At 42.8% G+C, this 17,730-nt stretch carries 15 protein-coding genes; 14 read left to right on the top strand and 1 reads right to left on the bottom strand.

Going from position 1 to position 17,730, the window contains the following annotated elements; all coding sequences use genetic code 11:
• The first annotated feature begins 56 nt into the window (after positions 1-56).
• From MFF31_RS00900 to ppk1, 8 genes are all read left to right on the top strand, one after another.
• Positions 57-554 (top strand): phosphatidylglycerophosphatase A family protein, encoded by a 498-nt coding sequence (locus MFF31_RS00900; RefSeq protein WP_238188435.1) that lies wholly within the window; start codon positions 57-59, stop codon positions 552-554.
• Positions 555-651: 97 nt separating this feature from the next.
• On the top strand, positions 652-840 hold the full coding sequence (locus tag MFF31_RS00895; RefSeq protein ID WP_238188434.1) for a glutamate decarboxylase: 189 nt from the start codon (positions 652-654) through the stop codon (positions 838-840).
• A gap of 42 nt (positions 841-882) precedes the next feature.
• Entirely contained in the window at positions 883-1,752 is an 870-nt protein-coding gene (gene accD, locus MFF31_RS00890; RefSeq protein WP_238186299.1) for an acetyl-CoA carboxylase, carboxyltransferase subunit beta, read from the top strand.
• Entirely contained in the window at positions 1,742-2,815 is a 1,074-nt protein-coding gene (locus tag MFF31_RS00885) for an acetyl-CoA carboxylase carboxyltransferase subunit alpha (RefSeq protein WP_238186298.1), read from the top strand. The genes accD and MFF31_RS00885 overlap by 11 nt, the downstream gene beginning before the upstream one ends.
• Before the next feature lie 100 nt (positions 2,816-2,915).
• Positions 2,916-4,670 carry a pyruvate kinase gene (gene pyk / locus MFF31_RS00880; RefSeq protein WP_238186297.1) on the top strand — a complete coding sequence of 585 codons (1,755 nt, stop codon included), beginning with the start codon at positions 2,916-2,918 and terminating at the stop codon, positions 4,668-4,670.
• Between the two features lie 110 nt (positions 4,671-4,780).
• A complete protein-coding gene (locus tag MFF31_RS00875) occupies positions 4,781-5,245 on the top strand; it encodes an acyl-CoA thioesterase (RefSeq protein ID WP_282570403.1) in 465 nt (154 codons plus the stop codon).
• 47 nt (positions 5,246-5,292) lie between these two features.
• A complete protein-coding gene (locus MFF31_RS00870) occupies positions 5,293-5,685 on the top strand; it encodes an FxsA family protein (protein WP_238186296.1) in 393 nt (130 codons plus the stop codon).
• Positions 5,686-5,875: 190 nt separating this feature from the next.
• Entirely contained in the window at positions 5,876-7,942 is a 2,067-nt protein-coding gene (gene ppk1 / locus MFF31_RS00865; protein ID WP_238186295.1) for a polyphosphate kinase 1, read from the top strand.
• Here ppk1 and MFF31_RS00860 read toward each other — a convergent pair.
• Positions 7,939-9,471: a Ppx/GppA phosphatase family protein gene (locus tag MFF31_RS00860; RefSeq protein ID WP_238186294.1), complete on the bottom strand. Its 1,533-nt coding sequence runs from the start codon at positions 9,469-9,471 to the stop codon at positions 7,939-7,941. The genes ppk1 and MFF31_RS00860 overlap by 4 nt on opposite strands.
• A 309-nt stretch (positions 9,472-9,780) precedes the next feature.
• On the opposite strand from MFF31_RS00860, the gene citZ reads away from it, so the two are divergent.
• From citZ to MFF31_RS00830, 6 genes are all read left to right on the top strand, one after another.
• Positions 9,781-10,893: a citrate synthase gene (citZ, locus tag MFF31_RS00855; protein WP_238186293.1), complete on the top strand. Its 1,113-nt coding sequence runs from the start codon at positions 9,781-9,783 to the stop codon at positions 10,891-10,893.
• Positions 10,894-11,124: 231 nt separating this feature from the next.
• Positions 11,125-12,420 carry an NADP-dependent isocitrate dehydrogenase gene (gene icd, locus MFF31_RS00850; RefSeq protein WP_238186292.1) on the top strand — a complete coding sequence of 432 codons (1,296 nt, stop codon included), beginning with the start codon at positions 11,125-11,127 and terminating at the stop codon, positions 12,418-12,420.
• A gap of 471 nt (positions 12,421-12,891) precedes the next feature.
• Positions 12,892-13,836, top strand: coding sequence for a malate dehydrogenase (gene mdh / locus MFF31_RS00845; protein WP_238186291.1), 945 nt, complete (start codon positions 12,892-12,894; stop codon positions 13,834-13,836).
• A 106-nt stretch (positions 13,837-13,942) separates the two neighbouring features.
• Complete coding sequence (recQ, locus tag MFF31_RS00840) at positions 13,943-16,099, top strand: DNA helicase RecQ (RefSeq protein ID WP_238186290.1); 2,157 nt, start codon at positions 13,943-13,945, stop codon at positions 16,097-16,099.
• Between the two features lie 172 nt (positions 16,100-16,271).
• Positions 16,272-16,703: a hypothetical protein gene (locus MFF31_RS00835; RefSeq protein ID WP_238186289.1), complete on the top strand. Its 432-nt coding sequence runs from the start codon at positions 16,272-16,274 to the stop codon at positions 16,701-16,703.
• Positions 16,704-16,772: 69 nt separating this feature from the next.
• Complete coding sequence (locus MFF31_RS00830; protein ID WP_238186288.1) at positions 16,773-17,729, top strand: sugar kinase; 957 nt, start codon at positions 16,773-16,775, stop codon at positions 17,727-17,729.
• The last annotated feature ends 1 nt before the right edge of the window (position 17,730 follow it).

Below are 17,730 nucleotides of genomic sequence, written 5' to 3'. Positions count from 1 at the left end.
ACATAAGAGCTTGTCTACGCATATGCATAGAGATACTAGCGGGTGCGAGAGGAATGATGCATGTGAACGGGATTGAGAAGTGGCTTGAGAGGCGTGGGGTAGTTATTGATGATATCGCAGAAATTGTTTTAGCACTGCAACATCCATACAACGCAGATTTAACGGTGGAGGAATGCCGCCTCAGCGTTCTTGCAGTACTTGATAAGCGTGAAGTGCAATATGTTTTGTATACGGGAATTGCATTAGATGAACTGGCTGAGCGCAAACTGCTTCCAGAGCCGCTTCAATCCATAATGGAGAAGGATGAATCCCTATACGGTGTAGATGAGACATTGGCACTTGGAATTACGAATGTATATGGTATGATCGGTCTTACAAGCTTTGGTTATTTGGACAAAATGAAGCCAGGAATCATCCGACATTTGAATGTAAAAGGTGAGCGAATTCACGTGTTTCTCGATGATTTGGTGGCAGGTTTGGCGGCGGCGGCGTCTGCTCGAATCGCTCATGGAGATCCCAAGGCTATCCAATATCATTTGCCGGATTCGCCATGACTATGTTATCATTATTAGATCATATGGCCTTTGGCGGGACTTCAGTAAAGTTTAACAGGTGAACTTTGCAAACGTAAAGTTTTCAGGAGGTACCATGATGTGGACGGTAATTTATATCGCACCAACAGCTAAGATGGCAGAAAATATCAAGAAACGGTTAACGGATGAAGGATTTTTAGTTAAAATCAGACCCGTTAATCTGTCTAAACAGCAATTTGAGATTTTAGTTCCATCAGGCGAACTTGAGGAAGTGCAAGAAGTGTTTAACGCCATCATTCGCCCTTGATGACTAGCTCTATACTATTGCGCCTTGAGAGGTGTCACAAACGTGCAAATTAAGGACCTATTTTCAAAGAAAAAATACGCAACAATTCCTTCGGAGCGCACTAAGCGCGATATTCCGGAAGGTTTAATGAATAAGTGCTCTAAATGCGGCACGATTCAGTACAGCAAAGAATTAGAAAAAAACTTAAAAGTGTGCTCGTCTTGCGGGCATCATTTCAGGCTGAATGCTTGGGAACGTATCAGAATGACGCTCGACGACGGGCTTCTCTCTGAATATGATGCTGAGATGGAGTCGGTTGATCCGCTCTCTTTCCCAGGCTATGCGAATAAGCTGGAACAACAAAAGGCAAAATCGAATCTTAAGGATTCTGTAATTACTGGAGACGGTAAAATTGGCGGATTTCCGGTTGTAGTAGCAGCAATGAGCTTTGATTTCTTTACAGGTAGTATGGGTTCCGTAGCTGGGGAGAAAATAACAAGGGCAATTGAAGCTGCTCATGAGAAGCGTCTTCCGCTTATTATTTTCTCTACCTCAAGCGGAGCTCGTATGCAGGAAAGTATACTAAGCTTAATGCAAATGGCTAAGACTAGTGCTGCACTTGCGAAATTCCAAGGAGCTGGCGGTCTTTACATTTCGGTCTTCACAGATCCGACTACAGGTGGCGTTTCTGCCAGCTTTGCAAGTCTTGGTGATTACAATTTGGCCGAGCCTGGCGCATTGATTGGATTTGCAGGTCGTATCGTAATCGAACAGACGATTCTTCAGAAGCTTCCAGATAACTTCCAGACAGCAGAGTTTAATCTTCAACATGGTCATCTAGACATGGTTGTCCATCGGAAGGATATGAAAGCTACGCTTACGAAGCTGCTTGACATGCACTGTGTGAAGGAGGAGTCGTTCCATGGCGAATGAATTGCCTTTTGAGAAGCCAATTAATGAACTCCGTCAAAAGATAACTGAGCTGAAGAGCTTAAGTGTAGAAAAAGGCATCGATTTCTCGGAAGAGATTTTGCGTCTTGAAGAACGCTGCAAACAACTGGAAGAAGAACTTTATAGTGAGTTGTCGCCTGCACAAAAGATGCATCTAGCCCGTCATCATCAGCGTCCAACTTCTTTAGATTTTATTACATCCATTTTTACTGATTTTTTAGAAGTGCATGGTGATCGATTGTTCGCGGATGATCTTGCGATCGTGGGAGGACTTGCTAAGCTGAATGGCGTTCCGGTAACGGTTATCGGCCATCAACGAGGTAAGGATACTCGGGAAAACATCGCTCGGTTTTTCGGCAGCCCACATCCAGAGGGCTTCCGCAAAGCACTGCGTATGATGCAGCAAGCGAACAAATTCAATCGACCAATTATAACATTTATAGATACGAAGGGCGCTTACCCGGGCAATACGGCAGAGGAACGCGGACAATCGGAAGCGATTGCTCGTAATCTGCGGGAGATGGCTGGTTTCGGTGTGCCTATCATTTGTGTAGTAATTGGTGAAGGCGGTAGCGGGGGCGCACTAGCTTTAGGTGTAGGCAATCGTGTACTCATGTTAGAAAATGCAATTTATTCCGCAATTTCACCTAATGGTGCGGCATCTATCCTTTGGAAGGATGCTTCTAGAGCGGATCAAGCTGCTGAAGCTATGAAGATTACAGCAAAAGATTTACTTGAATTCGGCATCATTGAAGGTATTATTAAAGAGCCGCAAGGCGGTGCTCACCGCGATCTTGAATATCAAGCAGAACAGATTAAAGAAGGTCTATGGAGTCATTTACAAGATCTGCTTGTTATGAATGCAGAGCAATTGATTGAAGATCGATACAATAAATTCCGTAAGGTCGGCTATTTCAAAATGAGTGAGCCAGCAATAAGCGATAATGGTATTGATGAAGAGGAAAGTGCCGACTTGGACGCGAGTACAAGTTTTGTGGCACCATCTGTTACTGAGGGCCAGGAAGCTGCATCAACCTTGAAGTAATGTTGTGTACAATCGTTTTTCCGGGAGGACAAGCTTCTCGGAAAACGTGTATTTATAGTTTTAAAAAAGACATTTAGGCACTAATCGGAGGAAATCAAACATGCGTAAAACTAAGATCGTCTGTACAATCGGACCTTCCAGTGAATCTCTGGAAAACACAAAAAAATTAATCCAAGCGGGAATGAATGTAGGCCGTTTGAACTTCTCACACGGTGACTTCGAAGAGCATGGTAACCGAATCAAAAACATCAGATTAGCAAATGCAGAACTTGGAACTTCGGTAGCAATTTTGCTCGATACGAAGGGACCAGAGATTCGCTTAGGTAAATTGAAAGAAGAGCCGATTGAGCTAGTACAGGGCGACGCAATCACTTTAACTACTGAAGAGATTTTGGGTGATCGCACTCGTATTCCAGTTACTTACAGCAATCTTCCGCAAGATATCTCACCTGGATCTACAGTCCTAATTGATGATGGATTAATTGGTCTTACAGTTGAAGAGATTGTTGGCACGGAAATCCATTGCCGTATTGTAAACAGTGGACCGATCAAAAGCAAAAAAGGTGTAAACGTACCAGGAGTAAAAATTTCCTTGCCAGGTATTACTGAAAAAGATGCAAATGACATCGTATTCGGTATTGAGCAAGGCGTTGACTTTATAGCGGCATCGTTTGTTCGTAAAGCAAGCGACGTTTTGGAAATTCGTGAATTGCTTGAGAAACATGGTTCGAGCCACATTCAAATCATTTCCAAAATTGAGAACCAAGAGGGCGTAGACAATCTTGATGAAATTCTTGAAGTTTCTGACGGATTGATGGTTGCCCGTGGAGACCTTGGCGTAGAAATTCCAGCTGAGGAAGTTCCTCTTGTTCAAAAAATGATGATCAAAAAATGTAATCGTGCAGGCAAACCTGTTATTACAGCAACACAAATGCTTGATTCCATGCAACGTAACCCACGTCCAACACGCGCAGAAGCAAGTGACGTTTACAATGCAATTATAGATGGAACGGATGCAATTATGCTTTCCGGCGAAACGGCTGCTGGTAAATATCCAGTAGAATCGGTACAAACGATGTCCCGTATTGCTGAACGCGCTGAAGATGCACTTGAGTATCGTGAAATTTTCACGAAACAAGCGAATGCACAACAAACTTCTGTTACAGAAGCAATCAGCCAAGCAGTTGCAAATTCCGCTCTTGATTTGAATGCAAAAGCGATCATTACGTCTACTCAAAGCGGCTTTACAGCACGTATGGTAGCAAAATATCGTCCAAAAGCGCCAATTATTGCAGTTACAACGGATGAAAGAGTAATGCGTCGTTTGGCTCTAGGCTGGGGAGTTATCCCGGTTAAAGGTGCTGAAGCAGAAACTACAGACGAAATGTTCAAAAACTCCGTTAAAGGTGCAATGGGCACTGGACTTTTGAGCCTTGGCGATACAGTTGTTATTACTGCAGGTGTTCCAGTTGGACATTCTGGTACAACTAACTTGATGAAAATTCACCACATTGGTGAGTTGCTAGCTAAAGGTCAAGGTATCGGAAGCCAAGCGACTACAGGCAAACTAGTAGTTGCACGTACACCACAGGAAGCAATCGCTAAAATGGAGAAAGGCGATATTCTTGTCGCTATTTCTACTGATAAAGAGTACATGCCTGCATTCGAGAAAGCTGGAGCAGTTATTACAGAACAAGGCGGCATTACGAGCCATGCGGCAGTATGTGGTCTAAATCTTAGTATTCCAGTCATTCTTGGCGTAGAAAATGCAACAGATGTTCTGAAAGACGGCATGGAAGTTACCGTTTATGCAGAAACTGGTGTTATCTACTCAGGTCAATCAAAAGTTATATAATCTTTCAACAACTGTATATATACAAAGAAAAGCGATGGTGATCTCACCATCGCTTTTTGTTAAATTATTGCGATTAATTTATTACTTTTCGTTTAATAAGGGGGATTCTCGTGTCGTTCTCTGATTGGAAATTACACCCTATTCGAGTGCGTTATCAAGAAACGGATCAGATGGGTGTCGTTTTTCATGGTAATTATGTAACGTGGTTTGAAGTTGGACGTACAGAATGGATTAGGAATGCAGGTTATGACTACAATACGATTGAAAGAAACGGATTGCTTTTACCAGTTGTTGATTTGCAATGTCGTTACGTAGCTCCTGCCAAATATGATGATATGGTGCTAGTATGTACTCGAATTTCTGAAAGCACGCCACTTCGAGTCACGTTTGAATCACAAATTAGAAGGGTAAATGTTGAACATTTTTATTCTGCGGAAAGCAAGTATGGGGAACCATTACTAGGGGAATTGTTGGTAGAGGGCGGAACTAAACATGTATGGGTCAATACGGAATGGCATCCTACTCGTCTGAATAAAGTAATGCCAGAGCTATATTCGTTTCTAAATGGAAAGTAGCCCGTATCCATGAACAATCAGCATTCATTTAATGAGGGGGGAATAAGATGTATAAGTGGATTCTTGCGGCATTTCTTATTGTGCCTGTTGTAGAGTTGTGGGGGATATTGCAAGTTGGAGATTGGATAGGCGGTTGGAATACTTTTTTGATTATTATTGTGATGAGTGCAGCAGGTGCATATTTAGCGCGCTCTGAAGGACGTAAAGTGTGGCAGGAAGCGCAGCAGCAGCTTCAAACAGGACAAATGCCAGGACGCGCTTTAATTGACGGGATATGCGTTTTACTCGGCGGTCTGCTGTTACTGACTCCAGGATTTTTTAGCGATCTTATCGGAATAGTGATGCTGTTGCCCATCACAAGACCGTTTATTCGTCATATGGTATTACAGTGGTTAGAGAAGCGGATGCGAAACGGTAATTTTACTATAAATAGATTTTAAAGATTGTTTTACATTAAAATTTTTAGTTTATATGTTGCGTATAGGATTGCTACGCAAACCTAAGCTTATGCTTACGAAGAGTGTTTGTTACACAAACCTAGGCTTATGCTTTCGATGTAGGTTTGCTGCGCAAACCTAAGCTTATGCTTACGAAGAGTGTTTGTTACACAAACACTGTAGGAGGAGCAAGATGACCAAGCAACTATCTAGATATGTTAATCGTGATTTGAGTTGGATTGAATTTAATCGGAGAGTACTTCAAGAAGCCCAGGATGAAAGAAATCCTTTGCTGGAGCGTGCTAAATTTTTGTCGATCGTCTCAAGTAATCTAGATGAGTTTATGAGTGTTAGGGTTGCTGGAATTCAAGATCAAATGAGAGCAGGACTAACCAAAACAGATTTTACAGGATATACCCCTATAGGGTTATGGAAGAGGTTAATAAAGCGGGCGACAAACATCGTTTACGAGCAATACAGCACTTATCGAGATGTGTTCAGCTCACTTGAAAAAGAAGGCATTATCATCCATGCCATTAAAGATCTCAATATTGTGCAACGTAAGGCAGTTTCGGAATATTTTCATGAAATTGTCTATCCTGTGCTAACCCCAATGGCAGTTGATCAGAGTAGACCATTCCCGCTCGTACATACAAGGGAACTCTACTTGGCTGTGTTGCTTAAGCGAGATGTTGATGCGGATGATGAAGAAACGTTGTTTGCGATCGTTCAGGTACCTTCGATATTAGCTAGATATGTTCCTGTACCAGGTCGATTCAATAATAAAAAACTGGAATATGTTCTCTTGGAAGATGTCATTCAACAATATATCGATACATTGTTTAATGGATACACCCCATTTTCTGTAAACCCATTCCGCTTGACTCGTAATGCAGATTTAACCCTTAACGAAGAGGGAGCAGAAGATCTGCTCGAAGAGATCGAAAAGGAACTGCGCAGACGTCGCTGGGGGATTCCAGTACGTTTGGAAGTGGCAAAAGGAATACATCCTTTAGCTCTAGAAACGTTAAGAGAAGAGCTCGAAATTGAAGATAATTTATTCGAAATCGATGGACCTATGGATTTAAGCTTTTTGCTCAAATTTGTGAACAGTTTGCCCGGACACGACAATTTGCGTTATGAAAAGCTAGAACCTGTCTATCCAAGAGAGTTCGATGAAACGGATAATATGTTCGAGGTTATACGTAATCGCGATGTTTTAATGTACCATCCTTATGAATCATTTGAAGCGGTTAATGATTTTGTATTGCAATCAGCTTACGATCCAGAAGTGTTAGCGATCAAGATGACATTGTATCGTGTAAGTGGTCAATCGGCACTAGTGCAAGCTTTGGCTAAAGCAGCAGAAGCAGGCAAGCAAGTAACAGTTGTCGTTGAGCTTAGGGCGAGATTTGATGAAGAAAGAAATATTGCTTGGGCTAGACAACTTGAGAAGGCAGGTTGTCATGTCGTATATGGTTTAGTCGGATTAAAAACACATGCAAAAATATTGCTTGTAGTGCGCCGAGAGCAAGGGACACTTAGGCGGTATGTGCATGTGGGCACAGGAAATTACAATGACAACACAGCTACTTTATACACGGACATCGGATTATTTACTTCTCACCCTATAGTTGGAGGGGACGCATCTGCCCTTTTTAATGAAGTGACAGGGTATTCATCACCTTATGAATGGAAAGCATTTGGTGTTGCTCCAACTGATTTGAAAGAGAAATTATATCGATTGATTGATCGTGAACGAATGAATGCGATAGCGGGTCGCAAAGCACATATTATTGCAAAAATGAATTCATTATCTAATCAAGAAATAATCGATAAGCTTTACGAGGCTTCGATGGCGGGTGTGAAAATTGATTTAATTGTGAGGGGCGTTTGCTGCTTGAGGCCAGGTGTGGAGGGACGAAGCGATAATATTAAAGTTATCAGCATCGTCGATCGTTACTTGGAGCATGCGAGAGTAATGTATTTTCATAATAATGGCGATGAAGAGGTATTTCTATCCAGTGCAGATTGGATGACTCGTAATCTACTGAAGCGCATCGAGCTTATTTGTCCGGTATTTGATCCAGCGTTGCGAGTCATGCTAATTAATATGCTAAAGCTGAATCTAAATGATAATGTGAAAGCTAGAGAGTTGAAGTCTAGCGGCCTTTATGAGCATGTAAGTAAAGAGAACGAGAAGCCTTTCCGTAGCCAGTTCGAAGCAGGACTGATAACGTTATGGAAAGGCCAAGTTTAGCTATAGTTTTCGTATTGTCTGAGATTAGGGGAAAGTCCCCAGTGCTTGTTGAAGTCAGGGGAAAGCTCTTCCACTTCATGGCTCTCTACTGCAAGGGAGCCCCTGGCATTTAGCGGGCGAAGCAGTAAGTGAGATTCTGTAGTACGTATAGCAAGAATTCCGATTGATTGCATCTCGCTTCGATCTAATGCTGCCGCAAGTTGCAACAACATGCCCAGCTTGCAAATAAGTTCAAGATCAGCGCTACTGATTAATGATTTGTAAGGTGCTAAGAGTCCTTTCGCACGTCCCTTACTCTTGAACGAAGCAATAGCCGCAGTCATGATGATTTCCCGATGGGACAATCCGTTCAGCTGTGAATGAATAATTAGATAAAAAGTATGCTTAGCATAATTATAATAATCGATGGATGCCCCAATTCTATAGAGTTGAGAGGCAGCGTCCAACAGGGTGCGAGTTCTACTTTCAAGTTGTTCTCGTATATGTAATTCATCAAAAAGCTCAAGTGCTAGTCGGTTCACTTGCTTAACATGCTGCCTGGGTGCTTCTGCATGCAGTGCACATAAATTTGTAAGACTGAACATTAATGGATCGTCTAGTTTCGGTCTGTTTGGGAACCTTGTAGCATGGAACAATCCGTCTCTAAGCCCAGCTCCGCAAATTTGATAATGTGATGCTTGTATTGCTTTAAATATAGTGCGCAGCACGGCAATACCAGGTATGATGATATCTGCACGATCTTTGGACAAGCCCGGTATTTTGCGTCTTTGTTCTAGCGGTAATGATCGCATTAGCTGAAATAACACTTCAACTTGTGACTCGTCAACATTGTAATTATGCGTTTGCGATAAAGGATAACCGTTTACGGCTTGATGCACTTTTCCAAGCGCGCGGACGGTACCGCCGACCCCAATAAGTGGCATATCTGGTGCTTCAAAGATCCATTCGAACTGTTTTAATGACTTAGTAATGAGGTTCTCAATGGTCTCTAACTCCTTATTATTAAATGGCTGGCCCGAAAAATTCCGTTGATTCAGACTGACACAACCAAAGGGGAATGAAACAGAATGGAGAATCGTTCTATTTCGAAACAGGGATAATTCAGTGCTCCCTCCACCAATATCAATGAGATAGCCGTCATTTACATCTAAAGAATTGATCATGCCAAGAAAACCATATTCTGCTTCTTGCTGCCCTGAAAGTAATTCGATCTCAAGTGCAGTTTCTTTGCGAATACGTTCCAAAATATATGGTTGATTTGTAGCATTACGTATAGCAGCAGTAGCCACAGCACGCATATGATTTATTTTGTGCAGTGAACAAATACGAACGAAATGTTTAAGTATGTCGATTAATTCGAACAAGGCTTCATCTGTAAGTGAGCCAGTGTTATCGACTTTACCGCTTATTCTTGCCGAACGTTTGCTGCCATCTACTACGCGATGAGCACCAGTTTCAGTTTTTTCATATACGACGAGTCGTATAGAATTAGAGCCTATATCAATAATTCCGATGCGTTGACTTGTCATAAGAAACCTCCAGCGCTGCAATAGTGTCGACGTTAGTATTTTTCTAAATTATAGTGAGTTAATTAACTAAGTAACAAAGTATATTGTTTTGGATGTGTGGAATAATTAGACGTCGCAACAAGTGGTGAATACTAGATAACAAACTATTTTCTTACATAGGCGATTTAAAATATCAATGAAGCCGATAAAGCAATTTTATGTCCGATTTTGTTGGCTTAGTCGGTAAAATCATTTATGATTAGATGTGATGATACAGATTCGTACCTATTCATTAATAGTAACTATTTCAAGTATAAAGGAGAGAGAACGATGACAGCAACTAAAGGTCTTGAAGGCATTGTCGCGGCAGCGTCGTCCATTAGTTCCATAATTGACGGAGTTCTGACTTACCGCGGTATCGATATTGATGATCTTGCAGAGAACGCTTCGTTTGAAGAAGTCGCTTACCTGCTTTGGTATGGTAAATTACCGAATCGTTCCGAGCTTGATAGGCTGCAAAAACAGCTTGATCAATATGCAGTCGTTCCAAGTGCGGTAATTGAGCAAATGAAATTGTATCCTACAGATACAAATTCAATGGCAGCTCTTCGTACAGCAGTGTCCAGCCTTGCATTGTATGATAGTGCAGCAAACGACATGTCTGTTGAAGCCAACCAAATGAAAGCGATTAAATTACAGGCACAGATTCCTACAGTTATCGCAGCATTTGCCCGTATTCGTGAAGGTAAAGAGCCAGTTGCACCGAAAAAGGGTGTTTCAATCGCTTATAACTTTTTGTACATGCTTACTGGAAACGAACCCGCAGAAGTAGCAGTTAAAGCTTTGGATCAGGCACTTGTTTTGCATGCAGATCACGAACTTAATGCTTCTACGTTTGCAGCACGTGTCACAGTTGCTACTCTTTCTGATATTTACTCCGGTGTTACATCGGCAATTGGAGCTTTAAAAGGCCCTCTTCATGGCGGTGCTAATGAGGCGGTTATGGTTATGCTTGAGGAAATCGGTTCATTTGCAAACGTAGAACCATTCATTAACAATGCTTTAGCAAATAAATATAAAATTATGGGCTTCGGACATCGCGTTTACAAAAACGGAGATCCACGAGCTAAACATCTTCAGAAAATGTCCCGTGAGCTAGGCAAGCTGACTGGCAACATGGAACTTTACGAGATGTCAGTGAAAATTGAAGAGCTTGTAACTGGTCAAAAGGGTTTGAAGCCAAACGTTGACTTCTACTCTGCATCCGTTTACACGGCGCTAGAAATTCCACGTGATTTGTTCACGCCAATCTTTGCAATCAGCCGTTTGTCCGGCTGGAGTGCACATATTCTTGAGCAATATCAAGATAATCGCTTGATTCGTCCACGTGCTGATTACGTTGGTCCAGTTAATGCGAAGTACATTCCAATCGAACAACGTTAATAGCTGGATGGAAACAACATCTATTTTTTTGAGAGGGGAAACAGGACGTTAGTTTCCTTTTCGAGAAGTTGCTGCTTTCGGAATGCTTAATGCTTTAAGATTGTTATAATGTATTTGTTTAAAAATAAAACTACCAAACTAAGCAGATGCTTCCGAAGCAAGTTTTGTTCTATAATTGCTATAGTATTAGCTTATTATCTAAACCACAAAAACTTTTAGGAGGAATTATTCATGGCTACTTTCGAAAAATTCGCACTACCAACTGAAGGCGAGCAAATCACGATCGACAATGGTGTTCTTCAAGTTCCTAACAATCCAATTATCCCTTTCATCGAGGGTGACGGTACAGGCCGTGATATCTGGCGCGCATCGAAACGTGTTCTTGACGCAGCTGTTGAAAAAGCATACAGCGGTTCAAAATCGATTGCTTGGTACGAAGTATTTGCCGGCGAAAAAGCATTCAACAACTACGGTGAGTGGTTGCCAGCTGATACACTAACTGCAATTCGTGAATACATCGTTGCAATTAAAGGACCTTTGACTACGCCAATCGGCGGTGGTATTCGTTCCTTGAACGTTGCTCTTCGTCAAGAACTTGATCTGTACACTTGCCTTCGTCCAGTTCGTTACTTCGACGGCGTTCCGTCTCCAGTTAAACGTCCTGAGCTTGTTAACATGGTTATTTTCCGTGAGAACACTGAGGATATCTATGCTGGTATCGAGTACCAAGAAGGTTCTGCAGAAGTGAAAAAAGTAATCGAGTTTTTGCAAAAAGAAATGAACGTTAAAAACATTCGTTTCCCTGAAACTTCTGGTATCGGCATTAAGCCAGTATCCGCGGAAGGTTCGAAACGTCTCGTTCGTGCTGCGATTGAATATGCAATCAAGCATGAGAGAAAAACAGTTACTTTGGTACACAAAGGTAACATCATGAAGTACACTGAAGGAGCTTTCAAAAACTGGGGCTACGAAGTGGCTGAGCAAGAATTTGCTGAGCAAACATTCACATGGGGTCAATATGACCGCATTAAAGATGCTGACGGCGTAGATGCTGCTAACAAAGCACAAGCTGATGCTGAAGCTGCTGGCAAAATCATCGTTAAAGATGCAATTGCTGATATTGCACTACAACAAGTACTTACACGTCCAACTGATTTCGATGTAATCGCTACACTTAACTTGAACGGCGACTACTTGTCCGATGCACTAGCTGCACAAGTTGGCGGAATTGGTATCGCTCCAGGCGCGAACATCAACTACTTGACTGGACATGCTATCTTCGAAGCTACTCACGGCACAGCTCCTAAATATGCTGACAAAGATCTTGTGAACCCAGGTTCAGTTATCCTTTCCGGCGTTATGATGCTTGAGCACCTTGGCTGGCAAGAAGCGGCTGACCTTATCTACAAAGGAATGGAAACATCCATTAACAATAAAACGGTTACTTATGACTTTGCACGCCTAATGGAAGGCGCTACAGAAGTTAAGTGCTCGGAGTTTGCTAACGAAATTATTAAAAATATGTAGTTCTAACCCTAACCCTTTCCAAGGGCGTTTCGAACCCTCCCAAACCCTCCCTTCCAAGGGAGGGCCCCAAGGCGCTGCGCCCTCTGGACACCCGCCCTGAGTAACGTTGGAGGGAAAGAGGCGCGTATGTGTGGGGTTGGTGGGCGGTTGCCCCTGTGGGACAACCATGCCGAGGTTACTGCGAGCGCTATTGTCCCTGCGGGACGCGATAGCGAAGAGCGGCGCTATTGTCCCTTGCGGGACGTGATAGCGAAGAGCGGCGCTATTGTCCCTTGCGGGACGCGATAGCGAAGAGCGGCGCTATTGTCCCTTGCGGGACGTGATAGCGAAGAGCGGTGCTATTGTCCCTGCGGGACGTGATAGCGAAGAGCAATTTTTGTCCCTGTGGGACAAGATAAACACATATTATATCGATGCATAGGAGAGCCTTTGGCTCTCCTTGTGTGCATTAGAAATAGGAGGATGAGAAGAATGGCTATTACACGCAAAAAGATTACTGTTGTTGGTGCAGGTTTCACAGGTGCAACTACTGCGCTTATGTTAGCGCAAAAAGAGCTTGGTGATGTGGTATTGGTTGATATCGCGCCACTTGAAAACCCAACTAAGGGTAAAGCGCTGGATATGCTTGAAGCCACTCCTGTTATGGGTGTAGATGCGAATATTAGTGGTACGTCCAACTATGACGACACTAAAGATTCCGATGTAGTCATTATTACTGCTGGTGTTGCTCGTAAACCAGGTATGAGCCGTGATGACCTTGTAAACATTAACGCTGGTATTGTTAAGTCTGTATGTGAAAACGTAAAGGCGACTAGTCCTAACGCTTATGTTATAATATTGAGTAACCCGGTTGATGCTATGACTTATGTAGCTTTCCAAGCACTTGGTTTCCCTAAAAACCGTGTTATTGGTCAGTCTGGCGTTCTTGATACGGCTCGTTATTGCACGTTTATCGCGCAAGAGCTTAATGTTTCTGTTGAAGATGTTCGTGGTTTTGTTCTTGGCGGCCATGGCGATGATATGGTTCCACTTGTTCGATATTCCAACGTCGCAGGTATTCCAATTGAGAAACTGATCTCTGCGGAACGTATCGAAGCAATTGTACAACGCGCTCGTGTTGGTGGTGGAGAAATAGTTAATTTACTTGGTAACGGCAGTGCTTACTATGCACCTGCTGCGTCTATTGTACAAATGACTGAAGCGGTTCTTAAGGATAAGAAACGTATTATTCCAGTTATCGCATACCTTGAAGGTGAGTATGGCTATGACAACTTGTTTATGGGTGTACCTGCTGTAATCGGTGGCGACGGAATCGAAAAAGTTATTGAGCTTGAATTGACTGCTGAAGAGAAAACTGCGCTTGATAAATCCGCTGATTCTGTGCGCAACGTAATCAAAGTTGTTTCTGCTGGCTAAACAATAAATAAACGAATATACATTCGTTACTAATATGTACGGGAGAACCCTGACACAATGCTGCCGGGGTTCTTTCTATTTTAAGTGAAGAAGGAGGGAAAAGTCATTGATCGAGCAAGCTAAACAATTGCTGAAGCGAATATATGGCTATGATACGTTTCGAAAAGGGCAGGAAGATATCATCTCAGCTATTTCAGAAGGAAGTGATACGCTTGCTATTTTGCCAACGGGCGGTGGTAAGTCGATCTGTTATCAGATTCCGGCGATGCTCCTTCCAGGTACGACCCTCGTCATTTCACCATTAATTTCACTGATGAAAGATCAAGTAGACAGCTTACGTCGTTTAGGTGTATCTGCTGCGTTTCTTAACAGCTCGTTAGGAGCACAAGAATATCGGGAAATTTTGAGAAATGCGATGTTAGGTGAGTATAAGCTGCTATATGTAGCGCCCGAACGATTGGATGCTCCTATGTTCCAATCGCTGTCAGAGCAACTTCATATTCCCCTTATTGCAATAGATGAAGCCCATTGTGTATCGCAATGGGGGCATGACTTCCGTCCAAGCTATAGGCAACTAGCTGGTCATCTTAGCAGAATGCCTAATCGGCCGATTGTTGCAGCATTCACAGCGACTGCTACTACTGAAGTGGCTGACGATATTGTGGCTATGTTAAAACTGCGTGATCCTAACCGATTTGTTACTGGATTTGCAAGACCAAATCTATCTCTATCGGTTGTGAGCGGAGTGGATAAGAAGCGATTTTTGAGGGAGTTTGTCAAAGAACGTCAGGAACAATCCGGTATTATTTATACAGCTACTCGTAAGGAAGCAGAGGAAGTGTGCTCTTTGCTGCAACAAAGTGGCTTGGAAGCTGGGAAGTATCATGGCGGATTATCAGATTCTGAGCGGGCAGAAACACAAGAGAAATTTCGGTTCGATCATATTCGGATAATGGTTGCAACAAACGCATTTGGTATGGGGATCGACAAACCTAACGTTCGTTATGTACTTCATTGGCAGTTGCCTGGTGATCTAGAGTCGTACTACCAGGAAGCTGGCAGAGCGGGAAGGGACGGGGAGGAAAGCGATTGTGTTCTTTTGTTCGAGCCCGCTGACATGCAGGTGCAACGATTCCTTATTGAGCAAGGAACAGGTGATTCAGATCGTAAGTCCATACAATTGTCCAAGCTTCATCTAATGATGAATTACAGCCGAACTCAGCGTTGCCTGCAACAATTTATCGTCGATTATTTTGGAGAATCTAATGTTCCGAATTGTGGGAAATGCAGCAGTTGCCTTGATAAAAGTGAACCAATCAATCGTACCGAGGATGCTAAGATGGCACTTTCTTGTGTAGGCCGGATGAAGGGGCGCTTCGGTGTTATGATGGCGGCGAAAGTGCTAAAGGGCTCTCGTGACAAACGTTTGCTGGAGTTTGGCCTTGATCGACTATCAACGTATGGATTGATGCGCCACTTGCCTGAGAAAGAAGTTGCTGATTGGCTGTATTGGCTCGTTGCAGAAGGATATATGCGATTAAGTGAAGGTCAGTACCCAATGGTTTCTCTTACTAGCAACGCACTGCCAGTGCTTGAGGGTAGAGAAGCAATTACACAGAGAGTACGAGCAAGCGTGCGTCAGACGAGTGGAAATGATAGTGGATCAACTTCACCTTTGTTCGATGCATTGAAGCAATGGCGCAGAGAGGCTGCTTCCGTAGAGGGTGTGCCGCCATTCATGATTTTCTTTGATGCAACATTAAGAGAAATAGCTAATGCAAGACCTCTGTCTATTAATGAATTGCTGAGCATTAAAGGGATCGGTACGGCGAAAGCGGATAAGTATGGGGAGGATATCATTTCGGTTGTTAGCAGCCAAGATGGAGAGCCCGGAAGCACTGTCAGTGCAATGAATAGTGGGCGATCACGTAAAGCACCAACAGCTCATCGTGAGGGTGACGAACTTCCGAGCCATATGCTTTCTCTTGAGATGTTCAATAATGGAATGACACCATCTGAAATAGCTAAAGAACGAGGTTTTAGCCAAGTAACGGTGGAAGGTCACATTATTCGCTGTACGGATGAAGGCCATGAGGTAGAGTGGGAGCGTATTATTCCATCTCATCAAGAAGATCTCATTTTGGGAGCAATTGAGAAAATAGGTATTGAACGGCTCAAGCCAATTAAAGATGAGCTTCCGTCAGAGATAACTTATTTCGCTATTCATGGTGTAATTAGTAAACATGGTATGAAAGAGGGCTAAAAAAGTCACCTTTATTAATGGCAAAATCATTTGTTTTGATCGAATATTACAATAGTTTTGTACAAAAGTGAAACGACTAAAATTGTACAAAAAATCGAAGGACCTCTCATTTGAAATATAGTTTGTTTCTGATAAACTACTAAGTAGAGGCTTAAAAATAGGAGGAAAAAAGATGTATAAAATTATGTTGTTGCTGCATATTTTAGGTGCTGTTGGAATGGGGTTCTACATTATCCTTCCAATTATGATTGGAAAAGCATCGAAACTTGCAGGAGCAGGTCAAGAAGGACTTGCAACAGGTCTTTTGTCAGCTAACAGAATCGCTCAATATTTCCTTATTTTGCAGCTGCTCACAGGCGGTTATTTGATGACTGAAGCTGAGTATGCAGTTATTTGGATGATTATTGTAACGTTATTGTTTTTGGGAATTGCTGCTATTGGCGGTATCATTACGAAGCCGCTGAAGCTGATTGTAACTGCTGTTAAGTCAGGACAAAGCGCTACGGCTCATATTAACAAAGCTAGAGTGTTGAGTTTTGTTGTTTTGGGACTGTATGTTGTTAATATTTACTTTATGGTATTCAGAATTTACGTGGAGCAATAGTTAGAAAAGGGGGTGCAGATTCATAGCTTTAACAGTAATGAATCTGCAAGCCATTAGGGGGATTAAGTTGTGCGTGAAAGTTCACCTGGAATCGTAACATTTGGAGAATCTATGGCATTGTTTATGCCACAAGAGCATAAATCAATTGAGCGTGCTGCTACACTTGAACAAAGCTTTGGGGGAGCAGAGAGCAATGTTGCAATTGGACTAGCGCGACTTGGAGCTTCTGTTGGTTGGTTTGGAGCACTTGGCGATGATCCATTCGGCAAACTGATTTTGAAAGCGCTGCGAGGCGAAGGTGTAGATGTCTCCAGAGCAAGATTGAACAAAGAAGCACCGACAGGTATGATGTTCCGAGAGCATGTTGCAGGTAAGCTTGGGGTCCATTATTTCCGCAAGCATTCAGCAGCCAGCCAAATGTGTCCTGAAGATTTAGATGAAGACTATATTCGCGGAGCTAAGTTGCTTCATGTTACAGGAATTACTGCTGCATTAAGTGATAATTGTCGCAAGACGATTCGCCGTGCTATTGATATTGCTAAAGATGCTGGTGTACTTGTTAGCTTTGATCCGAACTTGCGCTTGAAGCTATGGTCCATTGAGGAAGCAAGAGAGACCCTTCTTCCACTGGCAGCAGATGCAGACTACTTCCTTCCGGGTTGGGACGAGCTAAAGCTTCTATACGATACGGATGATTATGCGGACATTAAGAAACGGTTAAACGATTTAAAGGCCATTACAATTATTAAAGGTATGGGCGACTCTACAGTTGTGTTGGACAAAGAGACCGAGATATCTATTCCATTTTATCCTGCGGAACAAGTTGTTGATACAGTTGGCGCTGGTGACGGTTTCTGTGCTGGTTTCCTTGCTGGAATTATGAAGGGAATGCAGCCAGTTGAGGCAGTACGACTCGCGAGCATTAATGGTTCGTTAGTTGTTCAAATGCGCGGCGACTGGGAAGCATTGCCGGAGTGGGATGTTGTTGAACAACGGATGTCGGCTAAAGCATGGGTGGAGCGTTGAA

Origin of the sequence: Paenibacillus sp. L3-i20 (assembly GCF_022180385.2) — a bacterium.
Taxonomy (GTDB): Bacteria; Bacillota; Bacilli; order Paenibacillales; family Paenibacillaceae; genus Pristimantibacillus.
This window is presented reverse-complemented; position numbering and strand designations above follow the sequence as displayed.

Bases quoted from the DNA above. Each gene is read 5' to 3' on its own strand.
- MFF31_RS00900 (WP_238188435.1), top strand. From the start codon at position 57: ATGCATGTGAACGGGATTGAGAAGTGGCTTGAGAGGCGTGGGGTAGTT.
- MFF31_RS00895 (WP_238188434.1), top strand. From the start codon at position 652: ATGTGGACGGTAATTTATATCGCACCAACAGCTAAGATGGCAGAAAAT.
- MFF31_RS00885 (WP_238186298.1), top strand. From the start codon at position 1,742: ATGGCGAATGAATTGCCTTTTGAGAAGCCAATTAATGAACTCCGTCAA.
- pyk (WP_238186297.1), top strand. From the start codon at position 2,916: ATGCGTAAAACTAAGATCGTCTGTACAATCGGACCTTCCAGTGAATCT.
- MFF31_RS00870 (WP_238186296.1), top strand. From the start codon at position 5,293: ATGTATAAGTGGATTCTTGCGGCATTTCTTATTGTGCCTGTTGTAGAG.
- ppk1 (WP_238186295.1), top strand. From the start codon at position 5,876: ATGACCAAGCAACTATCTAGATATGTTAATCGTGATTTGAGTTGGATT.
- MFF31_RS00860 (WP_238186294.1), bottom strand. From the start codon at position 9,471: ATGACAAGTCAACGCATCGGAATTATTGATATAGGCTCTAATTCTATA.
- citZ (WP_238186293.1), top strand. From the start codon at position 9,781: ATGACAGCAACTAAAGGTCTTGAAGGCATTGTCGCGGCAGCGTCGTCC.
- icd (WP_238186292.1), top strand. From the start codon at position 11,125: ATGGCTACTTTCGAAAAATTCGCACTACCAACTGAAGGCGAGCAAATC.
- mdh (WP_238186291.1), top strand. From the start codon at position 12,892: ATGGCTATTACACGCAAAAAGATTACTGTTGTTGGTGCAGGTTTCACA.
- MFF31_RS00835 (WP_238186289.1), top strand. From the start codon at position 16,272: ATGTATAAAATTATGTTGTTGCTGCATATTTTAGGTGCTGTTGGAATG.